We start from the raw sequence: 26,027 nt of genomic DNA, 5'->3' as shown, positions 1-26,027 counted from the left end.
AATTAAACATACCAAACCATGGAACGACGCAAATTCCTAAAAAATTCCAGTCTATCTGCAGCCGGGCTGGTTTCCGCCTCCACATTGGTCGCCTGTAAAACAGAACCAAAGTCCGAAGCAGCCCTTGCCGCAATGATACCCACTACAAATCCTGTAAAGCCCATCGTAGTTTGTACATGGAACTTTTTCAATGCATCCGAAAAGGCCTGGGAAGTCTTAAAGGAAGGAGGCAACGCCTTGGATGCCGTAGAGCAAGGCGTAATGGTGGAAGAAGCCGACGAAACCAACGAAACGGTAGGCAAAGGTGGTAGACCCGACCGCGATGGAAACGTGACCTTGGATGCCTGCATTATGGATAAAGATGGTAATTGCGGCGCTGTGGTTTGTATGCAAAATATTGTGCATCCCGTTTCCGTGGCCAGAAAGGTAATGGAAGAAACCCCACATATTATTTTGGCTGGTAAAGGCGCAGAGAAGTTTGCCTACGAACAAGGCTTTAAAAAAGAGAATTTGTTCACCGAAAGTACCAAAAAACAATACGAAGAGTGGTTAAAGACCTCCAAATACGAGACCACTATCAATATTGAAAACCACGATACCATTGGCATGTTGGCCATTGACGACAATGGGGATATTGCCGGTGCATGCACTACCAGCGGAATGGCCTACAAAGTAGCAGGACGTGTTGGGGACTCCCCCATTATTGGTGCTGGACTTTTTATTGACAATGAAGTGGGCGGTGCCACGGCCACCGGCGTTGGCGAAGAAGTCATCCGTACCGTGGGCAGTTTTTTGATCGTGGAACTCATGCGGCAAGGAAAAAGTCCGCAGGAAGCTTGTGAGGAAGGCGTAAAACGTATTATGAAGAAAAACAAGGGACGAAAAGATTTCCAAATTGGCTTCTTGGCCATCAATAAAAATGGAGAAACAGGTGGTTACTGCGTACACCCAGGATTTACCTATCGGGAATATTCCGATAATGGGCACGAGAATCGAGAGGTGGTCAGTTTCTACGAATAGACTTTTGATATAGATTCAAGAGTGAAGACTCCTGAAATCCAATATCTGCCATCTTATATCTTTTAATCCGCAATTCGTACATTTAAAAACTCGTACTTCTAACTTTGTACTTCAAAAAAATTATAAAATGTCTGACCAAAAAAGACTGTTTCTTTTAGACGCCTACGCGCTTATATTTCGAGGTTACTACGCACTCATCAAAAACCCACGAATCAACTCCAAGGGAATGGACACCTCTGCCATTATGGGGTTCGTGAATTCCCTTTTTGATGTGATCAAACGGGAAAATCCCGACCATTTGGCGGTGGCTTTCGATAAAGGAGGAAGTGTGGAGCGTACCGAGCTTTTTGAAGACTACAAAGCCAATCGTGACGAAACACCCGATGCTATACGTATCGCCGTTCCCTATATTCAACAAATCCTAAAGGCGATGAAGATTCCTGTAGTGGAATTGGAAGGCTACGAGGCCGATGACCTTATCGGAACTTTGGCCAAACAGGCTGAAAAGGAGAATTACAAAGTCTTTATGGTAACGCCCGACAAGGATTTTGGGCAGTTGGTAAGCGAGAACATTTTTATGTACCGTCCTGCCAGAATGGGCAACGGTATCGAAATTTGGGGTATCCCCGAAATTCAAAAACGTTTTGGTGTAAAACGTCCCGAGCAAGTGATCGATTATTTGGGAATGATGGGCGATGCAAGCGACAACATTCCTGGATTGCCCGGTGTGGGCGACAAAACAGCCAAAAAATTCTTGGAGCAGTTCGATTCTTTGGAAGGACTGTTGAGCAATACGGACCAGCTCAAGGGCAAAATGAAAGAGAAAGTGGAGGAAAACGCCGAATTAGGTCGTTTATCCCGAAAATTGGCCGAGATCAAAACCGACTGTGATGTACAATTCCACGCAGAAGATTACGAAATGTGTCCTCCAGATGCCGAAAAGGTGCAAGAAATATTTGAAGAACTCGAGTTCCGTAGACTGAAAGACCAATTCATCAAAATATTTTCGGGAGAGGCAGAAACCAGCACTCAAGTAACGAGTACCAAAACGGCCAAAGAAGAGGCAAAAGTGGCGGGCAGTGGTCAATTTACCCTATTTGGAGGAGACCCATCGGATGCTGCAGCCACCATTAAAGATGTAAACAGTCGAAAAACCGTTGCCGACGTCTCCCATTTTTACCAGAATGTAAAAGAGGGGTTGGACATGGAACTCTTTTTGGAGAAGTTGATGAAGCAACCCTCTGTCTGTTTTGACACGGAGACCACTTCCCTTAATCCCTTGGAAGCCGAATTGGTGGGTATTGCCTTTAGTTGGTCGCCCGGAAAGGGATTCTACGTTCCTTTTCCAGATAATGAAAACGATGCCCAACCACTGATTGAAAAACTACATCCGTTTTTCGAGTCCGAAACTATCGAGAAGGTGGGGCAAAACCTGAAGTATGACATCAAAGTGATGCAAAACTATGGGGTGGAGGTCAAAGGCAAATTGTTCGATACCATGTTGGCCCACTACCTCATCAATCCCGATATGCGCCACAATATGGATGTGCTTGCGGAAACCTACCTCAACTACACGCCCATTTCCATCACGGAACTCATCGGAAAAAAAGGCAAAAACCAACTCAGCATGCGCGATGTTCCTTTGGAAAAACAAACAGAATATGCGGTGGAAGATGCCGATATCACCTTTCAACTAGGGTTAAAATTTACCCCGGAACTCAAAGAGGCCCATACCGATACATTGTTTGATGACATTGAAATTCCATTGGTTCGCGTATTGGCCGATATGGAACTGGAAGGCATCAATCTGGATAAAGATTATTTGAATGGCCTTTCGGAGCAGTTGGACATAGACATCAAAGAACTGGAGCAAAAAATCTATAAAGAGGCGGGCGAGGAATTCAACATTGCCTCCCCAAAACAATTGGGCGAGATTCTTTTTGGCAAACTGAAGCTGGTGGACAAACCGAAAAAGACCAAAACAGGTCAGTTTTCCACCTCGGAAGATGTACTTTCCTATTTGGCCAAGGACCATGAGATTATCAAAAATGTGTTGGACTACCGTGGATTGGCCAAACTAAAAAGCACCTACGTGGATGCGTTGCCCAACGAGGTGCAGCAAAAAACCGGTCGGGTACATACCGACTATATGCAGACCGTGGCCGCTACGGGCCGTTTGAGCAGTAACAATCCGAACCTTCAAAACATCCCCATCCGAACGGAGCGTGGACGACAAGTGCGAAAGGCCTTTATTCCCCGGGATGAAAACTATGTATTGTTGGCTGCGGATTACTCCCAGATTGAATTACGGATTATCGCAGCATTAAGTGAGGAAGACACCATGATTTCCGCTTTTAAAAACGGAGAGGACATTCACGCTTCCACGGCATCCAAAGTATTCAACGTACCTATTGAGGAAGTGACCCGCGAACAGCGTAGCAATGCCAAAACGGTAAACTTTGGGATTATTTACGGGGTTTCCGCCTTTGGGTTGAGCAACCAAACGGATTTGAACCGTACCGAGGCCAAGGAACTCATTGACACCTATTACAAAACCTACCCGAAATTGCGCAATTACATGAGCGAGCAGGTAGATTTTGCCCGTGAGCATGGCTATGTTCAAACGGTTTTGGGGCGTCGTCGCTATTTAAAAGATATCAATGCAGGTAACCAAGTAGTGCGCGGAGCTGCGGAACGCAACGCAGTGAACGCGCCCATTCAAGGAAGTGCCGCGGACATCATTAAAATTGCGATGATCAACATCCATAAAAAGCTTTCTGAAGGAAAGTACAAGACCAAGATGTTGCTACAGGTGCACGATGAATTGGTGTTCGATTGCTACAAACCCGAACTGGAGGAAATGAAGGAGCTCATCAAATCCGAAATGGAGCACGCCTACGAACTCTCTGTGCCGTTAGATGTGGAAGTAGGTATTGGCGAGAATTGGTTGGAGGCGCATTGATAAAAATCATATAGTTTTCCATTGCCGTAAAATAAATTGAAAAAATATCATGTTGGATTTAAACGAACCACTGGTTTTCTTGAAAAAAATTTCTACTTTAGCAATAGAAAGGGCTGGAAAACCAGCCCTTTGAAGAAATCTTAATTAAAAAAACTCGATACCGCTAATATCAGTTCCAATATTAAGATTAGATAGATTATAGAGAGCCTAATTTTGGGCTCTCTTTCACTGTTAAACATATTCAAAACACCTCCTTTCATCGTTTAACAGTTTAACAGTTTAACAGTTTAACAGTTTAAAATTAGACTTTTCAATGTCTAATTTTCAATGCATTCAAGGTGCGTTATCAACACTTTTATTAACAATCGTTTTTTTTACAAACTATTCATACTCTGTAAAATCCAATGTATGTTTGAAAAAATTGCATATATGCAAGTAGTTTGATTATATTTATAACAAAACAGATTTTATGGAGGCCAAAGAAATCATTCAGGTCATGAAGGAAAGAATGAATTCATTAAAAATTACCAATTATGACGTAAGTAAATCCTCTGGAATCTCACAAAGTTCTTTAAGTAGGTATTTTAATTTCAAGTCTGATATGACATTATCTGTAATGCTGAAAATATTTAAGGCTCTGGAATTGGATTATGTTGTTTTACCTATTGAGAACTTAAAATCAGAGGATTCAAATTCACAAAACAACAAGAAAGGATTAGCCGGAAAAGTAGTTGATAGAATAAACAAATCAACCAAAAATTAAAAACAAACTCATCCAAAATCGGCATAGCCATCTTGGAATAAATATTCTATTTTTTTGATAAAAAAACCCTCCAAAATCATACTCCCTGTAATCGTGTTGTCGCAGTTTTGCTGCACCTCGCTTTGGTTTGCAGGCAATGGGGTTATGCGAGACCTTGTGACAACTTTTGGGTTGAGCGAAAGTGCTGTGGGACATTTGACCTCAGCGGTTCAATTCGGGTTTATAATCGGCACCTTGGTATTTGCCATTTTATCGATTGCCGACCGCTTTTCCCCATCCAAAGTATTTTTTTGGTGTGCTGTTTTGGGTGCCTTGTTCAATTTAGGGGTGATTTGGGAAGGCAATGGGTTGGCCAGTATCCTTTCCTTCCGGTTCTTTACGGGCTTTTTCCTCGCGGGCATATATCCCGTAGGCATGAAAATAGCGGCAGATTATTATGAAAAAGGCCTTGGTAAATCCCTGGGATATTTGGTAGGCGCATTGGTGGTCGGCACTGCATTTCCACATTTATTAAAAGAGATGACCCATGCCTTGTCTTGGAAAATGGTTCTGATGGCCACTTCATTTTTAGCGGTTTTGGGCGGAGCTTTAATGGTCAGTTTGGTTCCCGATGGCCCGTTTAGAAAACCGAGTCAAAAAATACATTTATCCGCTTTTTTAAAAGTGTTTCAAAATAGACCTTTCCGCTCGGCGGCCTTCGGCTATTTTGGTCATATGTGGGAACTCTATGCGTTTTGGGCCTTTGTCCCCATCATGCTACAAACCTATGAGATCATCCACCCGGCAACCACCTTCAACATTCCGTTGTTGTCCTTTATGATCATTGCGATTGGAGGTTTGGCCTGCGTGTTGGGCGGCTATGTATCACAAGTGGCTGGAACCAAAAAGGTGGCTTTTATGGCACTCTTACTTTCCGGACTTTGCTGTTTGATTTCACCCTTGCTTTTCGCACAAGAAACTGAATGGCTATTTGTGGTATTTCTCATTTTTTGGGGCATGGTGGTCATCGCAGACTCTCCCCTATTTTCCACCTTGGTGGCACAAAATGCATCTGCAGAAATAAAGGGCACGGCTTTGACTATTGTCAACTGCATAGGTTTTGCCATAACCATTGTCAGCATTCAATTACTCAATGAAATGCGAATCTGGACAAATTCCAACACGGTTTATATGATTTTGGCCTTGGGTCCAGTTCTAGGTTTGTTGGCTTTGGTGTCAAAAAGCAAAGCCTCAAAGTCTGAATAATCCATCAAAGTATCATCGAATTAATCACTATCTTGAGACATCGTTTTTGAATCAACTTCAATTACTTACATTACATCAAACTAAACTGCACTGCAATGAAAACCATCAAACTCCTTTTGCTATTGACCACAGTAGCTTTAACCAGTTGTGGCAACCCAAACCCCGAAACAGAAGCAACTACGGAGCCCTCAGAAACCGCTCAAGAGGAACGGGAATTCTATCAACTCAAAATCTATTCCTTTAGCTCCGAAGAGCAGATAATGACCACGGACAATTACCTAAAAAATGCCTTTATGCCTGCCGTTAAAAAACAAGGCATTGACAAGGTCGGCGTATTTAAATTCCGCACCAATGAAACCGATACGGTACAAAAAACCTACGTGCTACTTCCTTTTGAAAGTTTAGAGCAATTCAAAGCGTTGGACCAAAAACTTATGGAAGATGAAGAATATGTGACAGCAGGCAACGCATACATTAATGCCAATTATGACAATCCTCCCTATGATCATATCGAATCAATTGTATTGCAAGCTTTCACCGACATGCCCATGATGAAGGTTCCCAATTTGGACAGCCCAAGGTCCGAACGGATTTATGAACTGCGCAGCTACGAATCCCCGACCGAAAAATACTATCGCAACAAGGTGGATATGTTCAATGCAGGTGGTGAGGTGAAACTTTTTGACCAATTAGAGTTCAATGCCGTTTTTTATGGCGAAGTCCTTTCCGGGCCCAAAATGCCCAATTTAATGTACATGACCACCCACGCCGATATGGCCACTAGGGAGAAAAACTGGGAAGCTTTTGTAGATTCCCCCGAATGGAAAGAACTCAGTGCCCTGCCCAAATATGAAAACAACGTTTCCCATGCCGATATTTGGTTTTTGTATCCTACAGAATACTCGGATTATTAATTGCAAGAAACCCATATGACAGAAACGCAAGCAATAGATCTCATTTATTTTACGGGCAAAACCTGTGGTGTTTGCAAAGTGCTAAAACCAAAATTATTGGAAGCCGTACAGGAAAATTTCCCGAAGGTCAATATTCGCGTGGTAGATGTGGAGGAAGAAGTGGAGTTTACCGGACAGTCCATGGTATTTACTTTGCCTGTGGTCATCATCAAGGCAAATGATAAGGAAATGTACCGCTTTGCCCGCAGTTTTTCGGTATATGAGGTCTTGGAGAAAATAAAACGGCTTAGTGGAGCGTAATAATTGCTGCGGAAAACTTCGAAAATTAAAAAAGGCACCCAATCGGTGCCTTTTCCATTTCTTTTCATAGCTTAATCAATTGCCAAAACTATTGGCCAATCGTGGTTTTTGACCTTTACTCCCCATAAACAAATCCGTAAGCGGTTTAAAGTGTCGCTTCCACTGGTAGGGAGAAAAGTCAAACCACAATTTAACTTCGGGGGCATTGCCTTTCTCTACGGTAAAACCGTCCTCAATCTGGAAGTCCAAACGTTCGAACGAGTTGGCAGATTCCGCTACCCCATCCTGATACTTAAACTGGTTTCCCCAACCCGCTATATAAAACCGCAATGCGATGTATTTACCTTCGGGTAAGGAAAGTACGCTCTTGGAACGTATAAAGTTTCCAGAAGCTATTCCTTTTAAGGTTACTGGGTTTTGACCAGGAAAATCTATAATAAAGTGCTCATTACCTTGCTCATCGATTGCAGAGAACTTGGTAATGTTAAGGGACATTTCTGAAACCCTGAGAGCCATAGCGGCCTCATTTTTCAAGATCAATTCGGCCCCTTTTGTTTCGGTGCCATACCAGTCTGCCATAACACTTGGAGTGTAAGATGCTGTTGACCATATTGTTGGATAAAAATTTATCTTTTTCATAGCAATTGTATATCTAAAGTTATACAGGTACAAAATTGAGGTGGTTTTATCGCCCATACGTCCAATAGATTATCCAGTTTATATGCTCAATTAACCTAAAATACACTTTTTAAGATTTTTTTAGGTTAAAATGGCATAATTGTACTAACATATTATTATTCAATGCTATCTTTCATAAGCATGAAAGTAAACTACATATTTCTGCTGTTGGCATTGGTCGCCGAAATCATTGGAACCATTGGTGGTTTTGGCTCTTCGGTATTTTTTGTGCCCTTGGGCAACTTTTACTTTGATTTCTACTCGGTACTCGGCATGACGGCCATTTTTCATTTATCGAGCAACGTCAGTAAGATTTTCTTGTTCAAAAAAGGATTGGACAAAAAATTGTTGCTCTATATTGGCGTTCCTTCGGTAATCTTTGTAATTGTAGGAGGGTTTCTATCCAAAGTGGTAGATAGTGGTGCCCTAGAAATTGTATTGGGGGTCTTTCTGGTCGTGTTCAGTCTTTTGTTCCTCATCAAAACCGAAATTATAGTGCTTCCCAATAAAAGAAATTCTGTAATCGGGGGAGCACTATCAGGTTTCTCTGCAGGACTTTTAGGCACTGGAGGTGCCATACGAGGACTTACCATGGCAGCCTTTAATTTGGAAAAAAGTGCTTTTATTGCCACCTCGGCCTTTATCGATTTTATGATTGATTTTTCGCGAACCTTTGTCTATTACGAAAATGGATATATTGGAAAACAAGAATTGACCTATTTACCATTTTTGTTCGTCATTGGATTGGTAGGCACTTATTTGGGAAAGCGTATACTTCATTACATTCCACAAGACAAATTCAGGAAAATTAGTTTGATTTTAATTCTGTTAATTGGACTGGCAACCATTACCAAATTGGGATTTGACCATTTGGGCTAATTTTCCTCGTAGTTCTTCCCAATTTTGTCCAACACTTTTAAAAAGATTTCAAATTCGGAATCATCAATGTTCTTCAACGCCAATTTTCTCAACTGAAGTGCACTGGGCAAGGTCAAGTCCAAAACTTCCTGTCCTTTCGGGGTCAGTTCCAATTTAAAACGCTTTTGGTCACCGTCAAAACGGGTTTTGGAAATCCAGCCTTTGCGCTCCAGACCACCAATAACCCTCGAGGTTGTGGCTCTATTCCGAAAGTTTTCATTTACAATGTCACGCTGACTGGCATTCTCCCCCAATTGATAGATTTGGTAAAGAATCACCCATTGCTCAATGGTCGTATCCACGCCAAGCTCATCAAATTTGCGTAAATACGCTTTTTGAATCTTACGGAGTACCAAATCCAAATGGAACCCCATCCCCTGTATTTCATCTAAACGATTGAGCATTTTTTTAAGAATAGCCACAAAAATAGGAATTCCGATTTTGTTAGCCCGAAGTCATCAAAATACAGCATAAACTTTAACTCAATTTTCAGTCAACAAAATCGCTTTCATATCTCAAAATTATTATTTTTGTTGTTGGTGCAACAAAATAAAGCTGAACAATAAAAACTTAAAAACAATCATGGAGACATCAACACTTCCAAAAAACGCAAATACATCCGAAGATTTTATGCCCATTAATGGGACCGACTATGTCGAATTATATGTGGGCAATTCCAAACAAGCGGCTCACTTTTACAAAACAGCCTTCGGCTTTCAATCCTACGCACAAGCAGGTTTGGAAACCGGACTAAAGGACCGCGAGAGCTATGTGGTAATACAGGATAAAATTCGATTGGTACTTACCTCCCCACTTAAAAGTGGAACCGAAATTGGAAAACATATCGACAAACATGGTGACGGTGTTAAAGTTGTGGCCCTTTGGGTGGATGATGCGACCCAAGCCTACAACAATGCCATGGAAAGAGGAGCAACATCCTACATGGAGCCCAAAGTTGAGGAGGACAAAGATGGAAAAGTGGTACGTGCTGGAATTTATACCTATGGTGAGACCGTTCATATTTTTGTGGAGCGTAAAGATTACAACGGAACTTTCCTACCTGGCTTCAAAAAATGGGAGACTCCAGATTACAACCCGGAACCAACAGGGTTAAAATTTGTGGATCATATGGTGGGTAACGTAGGATGGAACAAAATGAACCATTGGGTGAAGTTTTATGAAGATGTTATGGGATTCAAAAACATCCTATCGTTTGATGACAATGATATCTCGACAGAATACACTGCATTAATGAGTAAAGTGATGAGTAACGGGAACGGTCGAATAAAATTCCCCATCAACGAACCCGCAGAAGGTCAGAAAAAATCGCAAGTTGAAGAATACTTGGATTTTTATGAAGATGAAGGAGTGCAGCACATTGCCGTGGCCACTGACGACATCATTAAAACCGTTCGTGATTTAAGAAGTCGGGGCGTGGAATTCCTAAGAGTTCCTGCGACTTACTATGATGCTGTTACCGACCGTGTAGGTGAAATAGACGAAGATATTGCTCCACTAAAGGAATTAGGCATCTTGGTAGACCGTGATGATGAAGGTTATTTATTGCAAATCTTCACGAAGCCTGTAGAGCCTAGACCAACGATGTTCTTTGAAATTATCCAAAGAAAAGGTGCACAATCGTTTGGAAAAGGTAACTTTAAAGCATTGTTCGAAGCCATAGAGCGTGAGCAAGAGCTTCGAGGCACATTGCATTAATCATAGTTATGAGTGAAGAGTGTTGAGTTATGAATCTTTCGAACTCTGAACTCATAACCCTAAACTGAGAAAAATGCCTATTTATCATAAACTCGGAAAAATTCCGCAAAAACGGCATACCCAATTCGAGAAGTCCGATGGCAGTCTCTATTACGAGCAGCTTTTTGGCACTATCGGTTTTGATGGGATGTCTTCGCTTTCTTATCACGTTCACCGACCCACACAGGTCAAGGAAATTGGGAAAGCATTGGATGTGAGCCCCAAGATTGCAGTGGAGAAGAATATTACCAGCCGAAAGTTCATCGGTTTTGATGTGGCCCCCAAAGATGATTTCTTGGAAGCGCGAGAACCACTTTTGGTCAACAACGACGTTCATGTGGGCTTGGCGGCGCCCCGAAAATCCGTAACCGACTATTTTTATAAAAATGCCGATGCGGACGAGATGCTCTTTATCCACAAAGGCTCTGGAACCTTGAAAACCTTTTTGGGAAACATTCCATTTGAATATGGGGATTACCTCATCATTCCACGCGGGATGATCTATCAAATTGAATTTGATACAGAGGACAACCGCATTTTATACGCTGAGTCCTTCCATCCTATCTATACGCCAAAAAGGTATCGAAACTGGTTTGGACAACTTTTGGAACACTCCCCTTTCTGTGAGCGTGATTACAAATTGCCACAGGATCTTCAAACTTTTGATGAAAAAGGAGAGTTTTTGATGAAAATCAAAAAACAAGGCATGTTGCACCAATTGGTTTACGCATCACATCCATTTGATGTAGTGGGATGGGACGGTTACAACTACCCATACGGTTTTTCCATTCACAATTTTGAACCGATTACAGGACGCGTTCACCAACCACCACCAGTGCATCAAACTTTTGAGACGGGTGCTTTTGTGGTTTGTTCGTTCTGTCCTAGGCTTTACGATTATCATCCAAAGGCAATTCCTGCACCGTACAATCACTCCAACATAGATTCGGATGAAGTGCTTTACTATGTGGATGGTGATTTTATGAGCCGTACCGGAATCGGCCCTGGCTACATTTCGTTGCACCCTGCGGGAATTCCGCACGGACCGCACCCTGGCACGTACGAGGCGAGTATTGGCAAAAAGGGCACAGAGGAACTGGCTGTGATGATAGACACCTTCAAACCCTTGCAAGTGACAGAGAACGCCCTCAAAATTGATGATGGCAAGTATTATAAATCCTGGTTGGAGTAAACTTTAAAATCAAAACCTTCTATCTTTTCGAATACAGTCGAGGAATGAAGACCTTTATTGTTCTTGACTGCACTCGAGCTGACAAATTTTAATTTCAATGATCATAAACATACCCGAAAACTCAGATTTCTCAATCCATAACCTTCCTTTTGGGATTTTTTCCACCGAGGGCCGAAGTCCACGAATCGGCATAGCTGTGGGAGACCATATTTTGGACCTGGCCGCGGTTGCCGAACTGGATGTGTTCGACTTTAATACGGCTGTCTTGGAAAAAGACACCCTGAACGACTTTATTTCCTTGGGCAAGGAACTCACAAAAAGGGTTCGTAGGAATATCCAATACTGGCTTCAGGATGATAGTTCGGTCTTGGCCGGAAAAGCAGAGCTTTTCGTAAAACAGTCCGAAGCACAAATGCACATGCCCGTTTATGTGGGCGACTATACCGATTTTTACTCCAGTATAGAACATGCCACCAATGTTGGAAAAATGTTCCGCGACCCGGAAAATGCCCTGTTGCCGAATTGGAAACACATTCCGGTAGGATATCATGGAAGGGCAAGTTCCATCATCGTGAGTGGGGAACCCATATATCGACCTAAAGGGCAAACCCTTCCCAAAGATGCCACCTCACCGGTTTTCGGACCTACCCAACGGTTGGATTTTGAACTGGAAATGGGCTTCATCTGTGGCAAGGACACCCAATTGGGCGATTCGGTTTCTACAAAAGATGCCGAAGATTACATTTTTGGGCTGGTATTGTTCAACGACTGGTCAGCGCGGGATATCCAAAAATGGGAATATGTACCTCTTGGACCATTTCTGGCTAAAAACTTTGCGTCTTCCATTTCACCATGGGTAGTGACAATGGAAGCCTTGGAACCGTTTAGGGTTTCAGGACCAAACCAAGATCCTAAAGTACTACCATATCTGGAATATGAGGGGGCGAAGAACTTCGACATCAAGTTGGAGGTGGATATTACCCCGGACAATGGTGAAACTACTCCTGTATGTCATAGCAACTTTAAGTATATGTACTGGAACATGGCCCAGCAATTGGCCCACCATACCGCGAATGGTTGCAACATCAACGTGGGGGACATGATGGCTTCCGGAACTATTTCAGGAAAAGACGATAACTCCTTTGGCTCCATGCTTGAATTGGCCTGGATGGGCACCCAACCCGTTAAACTAAAAGACGGTTCCGAACGAAAGTTCATCAACGATGGCGATACAGTGACCATGAAAGGTTTTGCCCAAAAAGACGATATTAGAGTTGGATTTGGAGACGTTTCAACCAAAGTTTTGCCAGCAAAATAAAATTGGTGGCTTCGACTCCGCTCAGTCACCTAAGCAATAAAAACAAACAATGATCAAGACCGTAGATCCCAGTAAAATTTCACAGCCTGAGCTGCATAGCATTTTGCTTACGGCTGTGGCTCCAAGACCCATCTGCTTTGCCAGTACGGTAGATAAAAATGGAAACGTGAACCTGAGCCCATTCAGTTTTTTCAACGTGTTCAGTTCCAACCCGCCCATTATGATTTTTTCCCCGTCGCGAAGCGGGAGGGACAATTCATTGAAGCACACCCACCAAAATGTGCTGGAAGTACCTGAGGTGGTCATCAATATTGTGAACCACAATATGGTGGAGCAAATGTCCTTGTCGAGCACGTCCTATGCCAAAGGGGTAAACGAATTTGAAAAGGCAGGGTTTACCGAAATCCCCAGCGAAAAAGTAAAACCGCCCAGAGTAGGTGAAGCCCCTGTTTCCTTTGAATGCACGGTTCAAGAAGTAATCGAGTTGGCACAGACCCCTGGTGCCGGAAATTTGATCTTGGCCAGGGTGGAACTCATCCATATTAATGAGAAATACCTGACAGATGGGCATCTAGATACGATAAAATTGGACTTGGTGGGCCGCATGGGAAGCAATTGGTACATACAGGCGATCAGGGATTCGCTCTTTGAAATCCAAAAACCGCTCCGTAGCCATGGTATCGGGGTGGATGCATTGCCAAAAGGCATTCGTGAAAGCGAGGTGCTCACCGGCAACAACTTGGGTCGCTTGGGGAATTTGGAAAGCCTGCCCTCTACCTTGGAGATTGACATTGCCAGTGTAGCGGAACATGCCAAACACCTTTCCAAAAAAGAAATCCATGAGTTGGCCAAACATATTTTGGAAGAAGGGGATGCCGAAAAGGCCATGGCGTTATTACTTTTTGCAGAAACCTTATAGAGGCTAGACTATATGAAAAATAACATAGAATCCATTTTCAAGGCCCATTTGGTGCCGAAAGAAGTATATAAAGGCGGAAAAAACATTCCTCCCACCGATAAAAAAATATATAAGTTATCCTCCAACGAAAATCCTTTGGGAGCATCACCCAAAGCCGTTGCCGCTATGAAATCAGCATTGGACAACATCGATATTTATCCTGACCAAACCGATATCCGTTTACGCGAGGCTTTGGTCCAAGATTTTGATGGCCAGTTGAGTGCCGACCAATTTCTGTGTGGCAATAGCGGTTCGGAGGTTCTTGATATGCTGCTTCGCGCTTTTATCAACGAAGGGGACGAAGTGATCTATTCGAATCCCTGTTTTCTGCCCTACTCCGTTTTTTCAAGATGGTACGGTGCAAATCAGGTAGATGTTCCTTTACTATCTCCCAACTACGATTTGGATGTGGAGGGAATCTTGAATGCCATCAACGAGAAAACAAAGGTGATATTCTTGACCAGTCCCAACAATCCTACGGGCACTTATATTCCAAAATCGGTGATGGATGATTTTATGGCCCGCGTGCCAAAGAACATTGTGGTGGTGTTCGATGAAGTCTATCGCCACTTTGCCGATGCCGAGGATTATATTACCGCATTGCCCTACGTTTTAGAAGGGCACAACGTTATCGGACTCAACAGTTTTTCCAAAACCTATGGTTTGGCTGGACAACGAATTGGTTATGGTTACACCACACCAACTATTGCCAGTTACATTCGTTTGATCCACAAACCGTTTTTACTACCACTGACCTCGATTGAAGCTGCGATTGGCGCTTTGAACGATACTGAATTCATAGAAAAAACCGTGAAAACTGTTTTGGAAGGAAGAACCTATATTGCCAAGGCATTTGATGAGCTGGGAATCAAATATTGGCCAAGTCAAGCCAACTTTTTTATCATTGACCCACCCTTGCCCGAAATGGAATTTACGGATAAAATGATGGAAGAGGGTATTATGGTCCGACCTGTTTCACAATTTGGTGCACCTGGCAAGGTACGTATCACAGTAGGTGATACAGAAGCGAATGAGGCACTGGTTAAAGCACTTTCGAAAATTAAATAGCCTTAATCCAAATTCGCCAATTCGAGTGGTTTTTGAAGTGAAACGGAAAAAATGTATCGAGAATCAGAATTTCAATAACATGAAACAAGTTCTCGATACTTTTTCCTAAAGGAAAAAACTCGAACTGACGATTTGACCAAAACGGATTCGGCATTATGCTTCGGCTTTGCTCAGTATTCATACGGAACTACAGTTTAGTTTCAGCTACATCTCAATGGCTCCTTCGACTGCACTCAGGATAACAATTCGATGTGATATTTACAATACAAACCGATAAGTAGCTTTCAACAAAAAGATATTGTGGGGTTTTTGTCCAAAAATATTATCTCCCAAGCTCGGCAACAGTCCTTCGGTCGGGTTTCCGGATTGGGTTACATCCTGAGACCAAACCAAGAATATTTCCGAGCCTGGAATATATTCCCAACGGATTACCAAGTTGGAGCGAAACTGCACAAAAGAAAAGTCGGGGTCATCAAAACTAAAATCGGTCACACCATCCAAATCTTCATCAATGGCATAAGTTCCATCGACCAAACTGGTTTGTTGATTGTTATACTGTACAAATCGATCGTCAAAAGTTTTGGCTACGGGATCCGTAATATGTTTAAAGTTTGAATAGCGTCCGCGCGAAATAAAAGGTTGCCCCCAATATTGTATGGTCAAATTCGGGTTGATGGTATAGTTCAATCGAAACGACATGCTCAGGGTACGCTGATTGATTTCCCCGTTCAGGTAGCGGGGCGAACCATTCACATCATCAAAATTATCAATGAACTGCAATTTATCTTGATTGATCTGCAAGGACGGAAAAACTGAAATCCGCAAGGCATTTAAAGGTTGATACACAAAACCACCCTCCATATAATAGGTCTTTAGGGAATTATCCAGAGCCTTTCTTCCATTATGAAAGAAGGAAAATCGCAATTTCTTTCTATAATCGGTATTGATGCTGTTCCAAAAACTCACCCAAGGGGATTGTCTTAACCTAGGGCCTCCCCGTAGAGCAAAATTGGAATATTCAATGGGCGCATAATTGAATCCAATGTTGGTTCTCCAGTTGTTTTTCCAGTTTTGCCAGCTATTTGTATTGAATTGCAAATAATTATGATTGCCTTGAAAATCCCATGCTGTCCAATGGTTATAATTAATGCCCACACGCCTAAAGGTGCTATCAGGTTTTAGGGTTTGATATCCTATCCAAGTATAATGGCGCACATCATCAGCTTGTCGCTGAAATCCGATATCGTTAAGTTCCAATTCCGGTGAACGCCATGTAGCACCAGATTCAAATTTCCAGTGACCGTTACCCACCTTACCTATTTGCACATTACCTCCTGTTCCGGTCAATGATGTTCTTGTTGTATCAACGGCAACATGATCGGCACCAACCCTATTGAACAAATGCGTAATGGATTGCTGTGTATTGGTAATGGCTTCCTCACTTCCACGAACATGGCTCATAGTAATATTGCCCCCCAAATACCAATCTCGGTTTGCCCACTGGTGCTTAAAGTCAACACCCCCCGTGTATGCGGCATCATGTAAAAAATTGAGTTGCTCGGGAATCTGTTCACGATTGGTCGCCGTAAAGATTCCTCCTATATAGGAGTTTCTTTGATTGAAATCCTTTTGCAGTCTTCCCACAAAATAATTGGTAAGGGGCTCCACCATTTCCTTTCTGGCATCTCCTTCTCCGTTAAGAATAGTTGCTGTTCTTTGGGAAGTAACGCTCTCGAGCACACCAATGGCCCAACCATCTTTGGTTTTACCACTAAATTTTGCTGCTCCTATAATCGGAGTATTATCTGGTTGATCTACAAACTCATCGTCTGCGGTATCCGGATACCCTTGCGGGCTTCTACCAATTCTACGGGAATAAAAAATATTATCGGAACCGAATGTATTCCCAGCTTCGGATTGCGAAACTCTAAAATCAAAGATATTCTTGTTCTCCACAAAAAATGGGCGACGTTCTTGGAAGAATATCTGAAACCCGTCCAATGCAATGGCCGAAGGGTCAGCATCTACTTGTCCAAAATCGGGATTTACCGTTAAATCCAAGGTAAGGTCGTTGGTAATTCCAATTTTGGCATCCAGTCCAGCTGTAATATTGCTTTCGCTACCATCCCTAAATGGGTTCCCTTCTTCCGCTTCGTAGGTTTCGGTCTTTGCTACCGTATAGGGCTGAATCTCCAATTGTTTTTGAGGCTCAATATTTTTTAGACCATGCAGTTCTCCAAACTCACTTACCCAACCAGGCTGGTCCACAGGCTTACGTTGCCATACGGAGCGTTCTTCATTTCTAAAAAACCGTCTGGTCGACTGAAAACCCCAAACCTGCTCCTCGGCACTTCCAAATTTCAACTGACTTAATGGAATGCGCAATTCGGCCGTCCACCCCTCATCATCCACATGAGCCTTGGCATACCAGATAGGATTCCAACTAGAATCCCAATTGTTGCCATTATTGGAAATAAATTCATCGCCTTTTACTCCTGCAGCAGTTATGGTAAAAGAAAATGCTGTACGCTTATCAAAATAACTATCAATATTGAATTCTATCCAGTCTCCATCAAAACCATCCCTTCGGGATAACCGTTTTACGATTTTATCTGGTTCGGTATCATAACAGCGTACACCTATATATAGGTTCTTGCTATCGTATAGTATCTTAAATTTGGTTTGATGGGAAGGTGGTGTATTCTCGTCGGGCTGCCATTCGATATAATCCCCACCCCACTCTACAAGGTTCCATGCCTCATCTTCCAAAATACCATTAATGGTTGGAGCGGCATATTCCCCCAAAGCTTTGGTGGTATATTTTTTTTTGATGATGACCTCTGTGGAGTCTTGGGCTTGAAGGTTATAAGCAAAGAAAAGACTAAAGAAAACCAGAACTACGTTTCTCACGGATTCGTTTTTTGAATTAGATTGATGCAGTAAAGACCACCAAAAAACGAATGAGTTACAGCTAAATTTTTTTTTAAACTTTTTTTAACATTTTCACGGACTATATCGCCACTCTTTTTTGAGCCACAAGATTAAAATTGAAAAAAGTGGAAAAATATTCCAAATCAACCGTTTGTATTTCAATCTAATAATTGTACATTTGCAGCCCGTTAATCGGGATAGGTTATTTAAATCAATAATATTCGAGAAGTGGACACATTAAGTTATAAAACTATTTCCGCCAATAAATCTACTGTTGACAAACAATGGTTATTGGTTGATGCTGAAGGACAGACCTTAGGAAGATTGGCGTCTAAAGTAGCCAAAATACTTAGAGGGAAATACAAGACCAACTTTACCCCTCATGTTGATTGTGGAGACAATGTTATTGTCATCAATGCTGAAAAAATCGACATGACCGGCAACAAGTGGGATGAGAAGGAATATCAAAGATATACCGGTTACCCTGGTGGACAACGTTCCGCTTCCGCTAGAGAAGTATTGGAAAAGCATCCAGAGCGCATCATTGAAGCCTCTGTAAAAGGAATGCTTCCAAAAAATAAACTTGGAGCCGACTTGTTCAGAAACCTTAAGGTATATGCCGGTGCTGAGCACGGACAAGAAGCGCAAAAACCAAAAGCTATAAACTTAAACGACTACAAATAATGGAAGTGGTTCATAAGATAGGTAGAAGAAAAACCGCTGTGGCTAGAGTATATGTTTCCGAAGGATCTGGAAACATCACAGTAAACAAAAGAGATTTTAACGATTACTTTACCACTGGTACATTGCAGTACAAAGTGAAACAACCTTTCACTTTAACTGAGACAGATGGTAACTACGACGTAAAAGTAAATGTTTACGGTGGTGGTATTACTGGTCAGGCAGAAGCTGTTCGTTTGGCTTTGTCCAGAGCAATGTGCGAAATAGATGCTGAGAACAGAGCTGTTCTTAAGCCAGAAGGTTTGTTGACAAGAGACCCAAGAATGGTGGAAAGGAAGAAATTCGGTCAGAAGAAAGCCCGTAAGAAATTCCAATTCTCCAAACGTTAATATACTTTGGGTGCTACGGCATTCAATCATAGATAAGTTCATTGAAAACCCTGAAATTATGTACTATACTTTCAGGGTTAAATTTTTAACCAAGTTGTCGTTGTTCTAAAAAGGATAATGTATTCGACTTTTTGGAAACTAGTTTAGCATCTAAATGGATTGGGCGAACAAAATTTTGTGACCACCAATGCATTGCTACTTACAACGGAACGTAAACTAAGTACAAGAAATGGCAAGTAAAATTGAAGTAAAAGACTTACTGGAAGCAGGTGTGCATTTTGGACACCTAACAAGAAAGTGGAATCCAAACATGGCTCCTTACATCTACATGGAGCGTAATGGAATCCACGTGATCAATCTCTACAAAACGGTAGCAAAACTTGAGGAAGCTAATGAAGCCCTTAAGAAAATTGCATCCTCAGGAAGAAAAATCCTTTTTGTAGCCACAAAAAAACAAGCAAAGGACATTGTAGCGGACAAAGTATCCAAAGTGAACATGCCGTACATCACAGAAAGATGGCCAGGTGGTATGTTGACCAACTTTGTAACCATTCGTAAAGCTGTAAAGAAAATGGCAGCAATCGACCGCATGAAGAAAGATGGTACTTTCAACACCCTTTCCAAAAAAGAAAGATTGCAAGTTGACCGTTTGCGCGCCAAGTTGGACAAGAACTTAGGCTCCATTGCCGACATGACTCGTTTGCCAGGTGCACTTTTCATTGTTGATACCATGCGTGAGCACATTGCAGTTAAAGAAGCTCAAAAATTGAACATTCCAATTTTTGCTATGGTAGATACCAACTCCGACCCTCGTGATGTTGACTTTGCAGTTCCTTCCAACGATGATGCTGGTAAATCCATTGAAATCATTATGGAATCAGTAACACAAGCCGTTGCCGAAGGTTTGGAAGAGCGCAAGAGCGAGAAAAACGGCGGAAAAGACAAAGAGGAAGCCAAAGCTGCCAAAACAGAAGAAGCTCCTAAAAAAGAGGAAGAAAAAGCTGAGGCCGCTCCCAAAAAGGAAGAAAAAGCTGCTGAGGAAAAGCCAGCAAAAAAAGAAGCTGAAGCTAAGCCAGATGACCTTACCAAAATTGAAGGTATAGGACCAAAAGCTGCCGAAGCGTTGGCTGCCAATGGCGTAGGTACTTACGCTGAGCTAGCTGATGCTGATGCCGAAAAAGTTAAGGAAATCTTGACCGAGGCCAGCTCAACTTTAGCTCACTTGGACCCAACATCTTGGCCAAAACAAGCCAAAATGGCTGCCGATGGCAAATGGGACGAACTTAAAGAATGGCAAGACAACGTAAAAGGTGGAGTTGAGTAAACCCACTGATTTAACATTGTCCTAAATAAGAACACTTTCATAGTGTTTTACTTTACATAAAATTTAAAAAGAAAAGAAAATGGCAAAGATTACCGCCGCAGAGGTAAATAAATTAAGAAAGACCACCGGAGCTGGAATGATGGATTGTAAAAAGGCTTTGGTCGAAGCAGAAGGTGATTTTGATAAAGCAATAGAAATCCTAAGAAAAAAAGGTCAAAAAGTTGCAGCTAAAAGAGCTGATAGAGAATCTTCAGAAGGTGCAGCCATCGCAAAAGTAAACAGTGATAGCACTCAAGGTGTTGTTATCTCTTTGAACTGCGAAACTGACTTTGTTGCCAAGAACGATAGCTTTGTGAAACTTGCTAACGATTTGGCTGATTTAGCACTAGGTTACGACAGCAAAGATGATTTTCTTGCTGCTTCCTTTGAGGGAATGACCGTTGCCGATAAATTGACAGAGCAGACTGGTGTTATTGGTGAGAAAATCGAAATCGGAAGCTTTGAAAGATTAAATGCTCCTTTTGTTGGATCTTACATCCACGCTGGAAACAAAATTGCAACCTTGGTTGGTTTGTCCGCCAATGTTGATGGTGCTGCCGAAGCTGCTAAAGATGTAGCCATGCAAGCTGCTGCCATGAACCCGGTTGCCTTGAACGAAAATGGTGTAGATCAGTCAATCATCGACAAAGAAATCGAAATTGCAAAAGACCAATTGCGTCAAGAAGGTAAGCCAGAAGAAATGTTGGATAAAATCGCACAAGGTAAATTGAAGCGTTTCTTTAAAGACAACACCTTGGTAAACCAGGATTTCATTAAAGATAGTAAGCAAAGTGTTGCTCAATACGTGAAATCTGTAGATTCCAGCTTGGAAGTTACTGGTTTCTCAAGAGTAGCATTGGGTTAATTCCAAGAAATTACCATATAAAAAAAGCCCCTTTAAAGGGGCTTTTTATTTTTACACAATTGACCTATTTCCCTACTCTGATTTTATCAAAATATCTCCATTAAAAGTCTTTAGCAATAGCTCGGGGCCACCCCCATTGATTTTACCTCGTAACCATTGCTCCAGCTTCACTTTGTATTTACCCGAAGTTTGTTTTTTGTCCACTACAGGTTTATTCTCCACGACCGAAATATCAAAATCGGTATAAATATCCCCCATATCAGATTTTGCTTTTACATTGGCTTTTACTGAACTGGGAAAGATAACTTCAACGTCGCCATTAAAGCTACTAAAAGCCATATCGGCTATATTTCCAACACTTTTAAAGTCTGCTTTCACCTCCCCGTTGGTGGTGTTGGCGGTAACGGCACCTTCCACATTGCCCAAGGTTATACTTCCATTTACATTACTGATTTCCATATCCCCGGAAACATTTTGGACATCAATATCCCCATCGTTTACCGTGCTCAATTTAAGCGAAAAGTTGTAAGGTACCTTAATGTCAAAATCTGTTCTTCTGTTCCAAGCTTCATTATTAATGGTAACCACGTTGTTGTCTTCCTCGGCACTAATGTTCAGTCCCGAACTTCCAATTCGTTTCATACCATTTTTAGTCTTGTTCGAGGTTTCTTCACCCTCAACAACAAAAACTTTCACAATAACATCTTTGCCCTCATAACCCGTTACTGCAATCGATCCGCTAATTTGACCAATTTTCAATGTTCCCTCTTGTCCCGGACTGCTAAGTGGAACCGCAAATAAATCTATTTCCTTTTTCTGCCCTGATACTATTCCTGTAAAAAGAACTAGTCCAACAATTGCCAGGTTTTTTATTCTTCTCATGCCTTTATATTTTTTTGATGAATACATTTCCGTTCAAAGTCTCAAAATCAAAATCAACTTTGCCCCCTCCTATCTGCACCACGGGCCTGGTCTCATACTTATATTTGGGCTTACCCCTGCTGCCCTCTTTTTTATTGGTTTTCATAAACTGTTGGTCTATGTCAAAATCCGTGAACATTTCCCCATTCATGCTTTTGAAAGAAATTTTGGCCGAAAGAGATTCCTGATACGAAATATTAATGTCTCCGTTCAATGCATAATATCTAGAGTCAATACTCGGGTTTTTTGCATATGAAATATCCACATCTCCATTAATGCAATGCACTTTGGTTTTTCCCATAATATTTGAAAGGACAATCCCACCATTCACATTATTTGCCTCCACATACTCGCCTTTGGTATTTTTAACAAGTAATTCTCCATCATTCACTGTACTAACATTGATTTTTACTGTATTGGGAACTTTCAACTTAAAGTTCAACGTATGCCCATAGGGGATATCATCATTATTGTTGCACCAATTATACCGCAATTTTTCCTTGTCAAATTCTATATACGGGGCATTGGGATAAAGAATGACCCTATCTGATTCTTGAACAACTTCTAGTGTAAGCTCCTCTTTTCCCTGTTCCAAATCGCGGGCATTGTCCGCAGTAATGATTCTTTCAACTTCCAAAACAACTTCGTTGCCACCATAACCTTCAACGGTAACAGAGCCAAATACATTCTTTACCACCAAACTGTTTTCAGATGTATTGGTAAGAGATATATTTTTTCGAATTACCTCCTTGAATTCCTTTTGTTGTGCCTTTGCACTCCACACACCAATCCCTAGGGAAAGGCATAGCATAACTAATAACCGTTTTTTCATTTTTAAAAATTTAAACTGTTCGTGATTTGATTTTTGCCCAAAGGGCGATTGATAAATAAACTATATGATCGATTCTATACTTCTTTCTATTCTCTTTTTTACCGTAGTATCCAATTGCTTTTGTTTGAGCAATTGCTTGAAAGGTTCTATGGAAGCCTTTTCTTGCAACGCTACCATTAAATTGGCAAGTGTAATTTGTAAAATTGGAGATTCTTGATTTGGAATGGACTTCACCAAACCTTGTCTAACCAAAGGACTATCCACATAATTGGTCAAAGACTCAACAGCAGCCAATCGTACATTTACATTGGAATCATGATTAAGGGTCTGCAAAAGGGCCATGATCACAATATCATCTGCATTTTCGAACTTATTGGCTTCGCCTACCCCTTGCAATCTTTGGTTGGCCGAAGGTTGATCTAAGAGGGTCAACACCAACTTTTGCCTTACCTCCGCCGTTTCATTCCCATTAACCGAAATTTGTGTTGGCTCATCTCGTCCCATCGATGGTGCCAAATAATAGCCTGCCCCCAAACCAATGGCCAGCAATAAAATTCCAAATGCCAATTGCGGCCTAAAAGTGGCTAACAATCCTTCAAGAAAATTACCCCCCATAGAACTACTCCTTTTCTTGTCCACTTCATTGGAAAGCATTTCAAAAAACGTTTCGTCCATTTTAGCCGAGGGTTCCGGAGCGTCAAGTACGTCAACCATGTTCCACGTATCCACCAAATCTGTATACCGCTCTTTATACTTGGGATTTTTATCCAAAAACTTCTCGAACTCCCTTGCCTTATCCAAAGACATGGCTCCCATCATAAAATCCATTGCTTCCAATTCAAATTTTCCTTCTTCCATCATGTCGTTTCCAATTGTAAAAAAATCGTTTTTAAATCCTTAAGTGCCCTATGCGTCCTGACCTTGGCAGCCCCCTCGGTACAGCCTAGTATCTCGGCAATTTCATTCAACTTTAATTCCCTGTACTTGCTCAATAGCAAAATTTCTCTTTTATCGTTCGGTAAAAGGGAAAGGGCACGTCTCAACATAATTGCATTCCCATTTTTTTCTATCGCCTCATTTAGACTATCCTCCGAACCTATTTCAGTATCTTCTGGAGCAATATCCCGGGATATCTTCTGCTTGGAAACTTTAATATGGTGGTCATGATTGACATTTCTTGCCATACTGAACATCCAGGCAGTGAACGAACCTTCTCCTTTATAAGATTTCCTGTATTTTAAAATTCTGACAAACACATTCTGCACTAAATCTTCACTTACCGAAGGATTGTTCCCCAAGTTGTAGAAGAACCCAAAAAGATTTCTTTTGTGCCGTTCATAGAGTAAACCCAACTTATCCAAGTCGCCATTCTTTACTTTCATCATTAGGTTATTATCGGTTAGGTTTTGCAATTTTCTGGTTTTTTAGGCCTGTTGAAGGATATACCGTACTTTTTTTAAAAGGTTACAGAATGTATGGATTTTTTTATTCTTTTTATTCTGGGCATATCTTATTTTTCTATGATTTCCCGTAAATAATTTTGATTATTTTTGTCCGGACTTCAAGAAACTCTCAATGCATTACAAAAGAATTTTATTAAAATTAAGTGGAGAAGCCTTAATGGGCGAACAACAATACGGTATAGACGCCAAACGATTGGACGAATATGCCGACGAAATAAAATCTGTGGTTGAGAAAGGTGTTGAAGTAGCCATCGTAATAGGGGGAGGAAACATTTTTAGAGGCCTTGCCGGAGCAAGTCAAGGGATGGATAGGGTGCAAGGTGACCACATGGGCATGTTGGCCACGGTAATCAACGGTCTTGCCCTACAGAGTGCACTTGAACTAAATGGAGTTCAAACCCGATTACAGTCTGCCATAAAAATCAATGAAGTAGCAGAGCCCTTCATTCGAAGAAGAGCCATTCGCCATTTGGAAAAAGGAAGAGTGGTAATTTTTGGAGGTGGCACCGGTAATCCTTATTTCACTACGGATTCCGCTGCAGTTTTGAGGGCCATCGAAATAAAAGCAGATGTTATATTAAAGGGTACCCGTGTTGATGGCATCTACACATCGGACCCCGAAAAAGATAAAAATGCCACCAAATTTGATTCCATTTCCTTTAACGATGTCCTTTCCAAAGGACTCAAAGTAATGGACACTACAGCATTTACATTGAGTCAAGAAAATGAGTTGCCCATTGTAGTCTTTGATATGAACACACGTGGCAACTTAATGAAAATAGTATCTGGAGAAAATATCGGAACTGTGGTCAATGTTTAAATTGACCTATACTTTGGTTTTAGTTTTTTAAATTTGAAAGTTATGGACGAAGACGTAAAATTTATTCTTGATAGTACAAAAGAAAGCATGGAGGGAAGTATTGCCCATTTGCAAAAAGCATTGACCAAAATTAGGGCAGGCAAAGCAAGCCCCATGATGCTTTCTACAGTAATGGTAGATTACTATGGTTCACAGACTCCGCTTTCCCAAGTATCCAACATCAATACTCCCGACGCGCGGACCCTTTCCGTACAGCCTTGGGAAAAGAACCTTCTTGGTGACATCGAAACTGCAATTATGAACGCCAATTTGGGATTCAATCCAATGAATAATGGGGAAATGGTCATCATTAACGTACCTCCTTTGACAGAAGAAAGAAGAATACAGCTTGCAAAACAGGCAAAGGGAGAGGCGGAAGATGCCAAAGTGAGTATCCGAAGTGCGAGACAAGATGCAAACAAAGAATTAAAAGCATTGGATATCTCCGAAGACCTATTAAAAAATGCTGAAGTTGATGTACAAGAATTAACCAACTCCTATAGCGATAAAGTGGATGCCATCTTGACCGCAAAAGAGGCCGAGATCATGAAGGTTTAAAACTTGGATTTTGACAGGAGTCTTTCCTAGGAACACAACATATCATTTTTTACCTTTGCGCCCAACAAAACCCA

25 protein-coding genes are annotated in these 26,027 nt (G+C 41.6%); 18 read left to right on the top strand and 7 right to left on the bottom strand.

All coding sequences use genetic code 11. The features are described from left to right. The first annotated feature begins 18 nt into the window (after positions 1-18). The 6 genes from ACQQ5U_RS10645 to ACQQ5U_RS10620 all read left to right on the top strand — a co-directional run bounded on the left by ACQQ5U_RS10645 (position 19) and on the right by ACQQ5U_RS10620 (position 7,204). Entirely contained in the window at positions 19-1,020 is a 1,002-nt protein-coding gene (locus tag ACQQ5U_RS10645; RefSeq protein ID WP_437397383.1) for an isoaspartyl peptidase/L-asparaginase family protein, read from the top strand. Between the two features lie 127 nt (positions 1,021-1,147). Beyond that, the gene (gene polA, locus ACQQ5U_RS10640) at positions 1,148-3,982 is read left to right on the top strand and encodes a DNA polymerase I (RefSeq protein WP_437397381.1); all 2,835 of its coding nucleotides are present in this window, start codon (positions 1,148-1,150) and stop codon (positions 3,980-3,982) included. A 469-nt stretch (positions 3,983-4,451) separates the two neighbouring features. Beyond that, positions 4,452-4,745, top strand: coding sequence for a helix-turn-helix domain-containing protein (locus tag ACQQ5U_RS10635; RefSeq protein WP_437397380.1), 294 nt, complete (start codon positions 4,452-4,454; stop codon positions 4,743-4,745). A 57-nt stretch (positions 4,746-4,802) separates the two neighbouring features. Then, positions 4,803-5,990: an MFS transporter gene (locus tag ACQQ5U_RS10630; protein WP_437397512.1), complete on the top strand. Its 1,188-nt coding sequence runs from the start codon at positions 4,803-4,805 to the stop codon at positions 5,988-5,990. A 95-nt stretch (positions 5,991-6,085) separates the two neighbouring features. Continuing rightward, a complete protein-coding gene (locus tag ACQQ5U_RS10625; protein WP_437397378.1) occupies positions 6,086-6,904 on the top strand; it encodes an NIPSNAP family protein in 819 nt (272 codons plus the stop codon). A 15-nt stretch (positions 6,905-6,919) separates the two neighbouring features. Continuing rightward, positions 6,920-7,204 carry a thioredoxin domain-containing protein gene (locus ACQQ5U_RS10620; RefSeq protein ID WP_437397377.1) on the top strand — a complete coding sequence of 95 codons (285 nt, stop codon included), beginning with the start codon at positions 6,920-6,922 and terminating at the stop codon, positions 7,202-7,204. A gap of 75 nt (positions 7,205-7,279) precedes the next feature. Here ACQQ5U_RS10620 and ACQQ5U_RS10615 read toward each other — a convergent pair whose 3' ends face one another. Next, a complete protein-coding gene (locus ACQQ5U_RS10615) occupies positions 7,280-7,843 on the bottom strand; it encodes a hypothetical protein (protein ID WP_437397376.1) in 564 nt (187 codons plus the stop codon). 180 nt (positions 7,844-8,023) lie between these two features. Here ACQQ5U_RS10615 and ACQQ5U_RS10610 point away from each other — a divergent pair, with 180 nt between their 5' ends. Next, positions 8,024-8,761 (top strand): sulfite exporter TauE/SafE family protein, encoded by a 738-nt coding sequence (locus ACQQ5U_RS10610; RefSeq protein WP_437397374.1) that lies wholly within the window; start codon positions 8,024-8,026, stop codon positions 8,759-8,761. On the opposite strand, the gene ACQQ5U_RS10605 is transcribed toward ACQQ5U_RS10610, so the two are convergent. After that, positions 8,758-9,204 (bottom strand): MarR family winged helix-turn-helix transcriptional regulator, encoded by a 447-nt coding sequence (locus ACQQ5U_RS10605; RefSeq protein ID WP_437397373.1) that lies wholly within the window; start codon positions 9,202-9,204, stop codon positions 8,758-8,760. The genes ACQQ5U_RS10610 and ACQQ5U_RS10605 overlap by 4 nt on opposite strands. 178 nt (positions 9,205-9,382) lie before the next feature. On the opposite strand from ACQQ5U_RS10605, the gene hppD reads away from it, so the two are divergent. The 5 genes from hppD to ACQQ5U_RS10580 all read left to right on the top strand — a co-directional run bounded on the left by hppD (position 9,383) and on the right by ACQQ5U_RS10580 (position 15,091). After that, positions 9,383-10,516, top strand: a complete 1,134-nt coding sequence (gene hppD / locus ACQQ5U_RS10600; RefSeq protein WP_437397372.1) for a 4-hydroxyphenylpyruvate dioxygenase — start codon at positions 9,383-9,385, stop codon at positions 10,514-10,516. 73 nt (positions 10,517-10,589) lie between these two features. After that, entirely contained in the window at positions 10,590-11,747 is a 1,158-nt protein-coding gene (locus ACQQ5U_RS10595; RefSeq protein WP_437397370.1) for a homogentisate 1,2-dioxygenase, read from the top strand. 91 nt (positions 11,748-11,838) lie between these two features. After that, positions 11,839-13,065 (top strand): fumarylacetoacetase, encoded by a 1,227-nt coding sequence (gene fahA / locus ACQQ5U_RS10590; RefSeq protein ID WP_437397510.1) that lies wholly within the window; start codon positions 11,839-11,841, stop codon positions 13,063-13,065. Between the two features lie 49 nt (positions 13,066-13,114). Beyond that, complete coding sequence (locus tag ACQQ5U_RS10585; protein ID WP_437397369.1) at positions 13,115-13,984, top strand: flavin reductase family protein; 870 nt, start codon at positions 13,115-13,117, stop codon at positions 13,982-13,984. Between the two features lie 12 nt (positions 13,985-13,996). Next, entirely contained in the window at positions 13,997-15,091 is a 1,095-nt protein-coding gene (locus ACQQ5U_RS10580) for a pyridoxal phosphate-dependent aminotransferase (RefSeq protein ID WP_437397368.1), read from the top strand. 258 nt (positions 15,092-15,349) lie between these two features. Here the strand turns inward: ACQQ5U_RS10580 and ACQQ5U_RS10575 are convergent, their stop codons facing one another. Continuing rightward, positions 15,350-18,001 (bottom strand): DUF5916 domain-containing protein, encoded by a 2,652-nt coding sequence (locus ACQQ5U_RS10575; RefSeq protein WP_437397367.1) that lies wholly within the window; start codon positions 17,999-18,001, stop codon positions 15,350-15,352. Between the two features lie 249 nt (positions 18,002-18,250). Here ACQQ5U_RS10575 and rplM point away from each other — a divergent pair, with 249 nt between their 5' ends. The 4 genes from rplM to tsf all read left to right on the top strand — a co-directional run bounded on the left by rplM (position 18,251) and on the right by tsf (position 21,320). Then, positions 18,251-18,706 (top strand): 50S ribosomal protein L13, encoded by a 456-nt coding sequence (gene rplM / locus ACQQ5U_RS10570; protein ID WP_437397365.1) that lies wholly within the window; start codon positions 18,251-18,253, stop codon positions 18,704-18,706. After that, complete coding sequence (rpsI, locus tag ACQQ5U_RS10565; protein WP_437397363.1) at positions 18,706-19,092, top strand: 30S ribosomal protein S9; 387 nt, start codon at positions 18,706-18,708, stop codon at positions 19,090-19,092. Before rplM ends, rpsI begins: the two co-directional genes overlap by 1 nt. 229 nt (positions 19,093-19,321) lie before the next feature. Continuing rightward, on the top strand, positions 19,322-20,416 hold the full coding sequence (rpsB, locus tag ACQQ5U_RS10560; protein WP_437397361.1) for a 30S ribosomal protein S2: 1,095 nt from the start codon (positions 19,322-19,324) through the stop codon (positions 20,414-20,416). A 79-nt stretch (positions 20,417-20,495) separates the two neighbouring features. Continuing rightward, positions 20,496-21,320, top strand: coding sequence for a translation elongation factor Ts (gene tsf, locus ACQQ5U_RS10555; RefSeq protein WP_437397359.1), 825 nt, complete (start codon positions 20,496-20,498; stop codon positions 21,318-21,320). Positions 21,321-21,392: 72 nt separating this feature from the next. Here the strand turns inward: tsf and ACQQ5U_RS10550 are convergent, their stop codons facing one another. The 4 genes from ACQQ5U_RS10550 to ACQQ5U_RS10535 are packed head-to-tail and all read right to left on the bottom strand — an operon-like array spanning position 21,393 to position 24,458. Beyond that, complete coding sequence (locus ACQQ5U_RS10550; protein WP_437397358.1) at positions 21,393-22,202, bottom strand: DUF4097 family beta strand repeat-containing protein; 810 nt, start codon at positions 22,200-22,202, stop codon at positions 21,393-21,395. 4 nt (positions 22,203-22,206) lie between these two features. Continuing rightward, positions 22,207-23,073: a DUF4097 family beta strand repeat-containing protein gene (locus ACQQ5U_RS10545; RefSeq protein WP_437397356.1), complete on the bottom strand. Its 867-nt coding sequence runs from the start codon at positions 23,071-23,073 to the stop codon at positions 22,207-22,209. Between the two features lie 60 nt (positions 23,074-23,133). Next, entirely contained in the window at positions 23,134-23,934 is an 801-nt protein-coding gene (locus tag ACQQ5U_RS10540) for a HEAT repeat domain-containing protein (RefSeq protein ID WP_437397354.1), read from the bottom strand. After that, the gene (locus ACQQ5U_RS10535; protein ID WP_437397353.1) at positions 23,931-24,458 is read right to left on the bottom strand and encodes an RNA polymerase sigma factor; all 528 of its coding nucleotides are present in this window, start codon (positions 24,456-24,458) and stop codon (positions 23,931-23,933) included. The genes ACQQ5U_RS10540 and ACQQ5U_RS10535 overlap by 4 nt, the downstream gene beginning before the upstream one ends. 190 nt (positions 24,459-24,648) lie before the next feature. On the opposite strand from ACQQ5U_RS10535, the gene pyrH reads away from it, so the two are divergent. Together pyrH and frr are read left to right on the top strand one after the other, a co-directional pair. Beyond that, positions 24,649-25,356 carry a UMP kinase gene (gene pyrH / locus ACQQ5U_RS10530; RefSeq protein WP_100817168.1) on the top strand — a complete coding sequence of 236 codons (708 nt, stop codon included), beginning with the start codon at positions 24,649-24,651 and terminating at the stop codon, positions 25,354-25,356. Positions 25,357-25,398: 42 nt separating this feature from the next. Then, complete coding sequence (frr, locus tag ACQQ5U_RS10525; protein ID WP_437397352.1) at positions 25,399-25,953, top strand: ribosome recycling factor; 555 nt, start codon at positions 25,399-25,401, stop codon at positions 25,951-25,953. Positions 25,954-26,027: the final 74 nt, after the last annotated feature.

The sequence above is a fragment of the Flagellimonas lutimaris genome, assembly GCF_051494225.1.
GTDB lineage: Bacteria > Bacteroidota > Bacteroidia > Flavobacteriales > Flavobacteriaceae > Flagellimonas > Flagellimonas lutimaris_A.
Note: the sequence above shows the minus strand (reverse complement) of the source record. Positions and strands in the feature narration are given on the sequence as shown.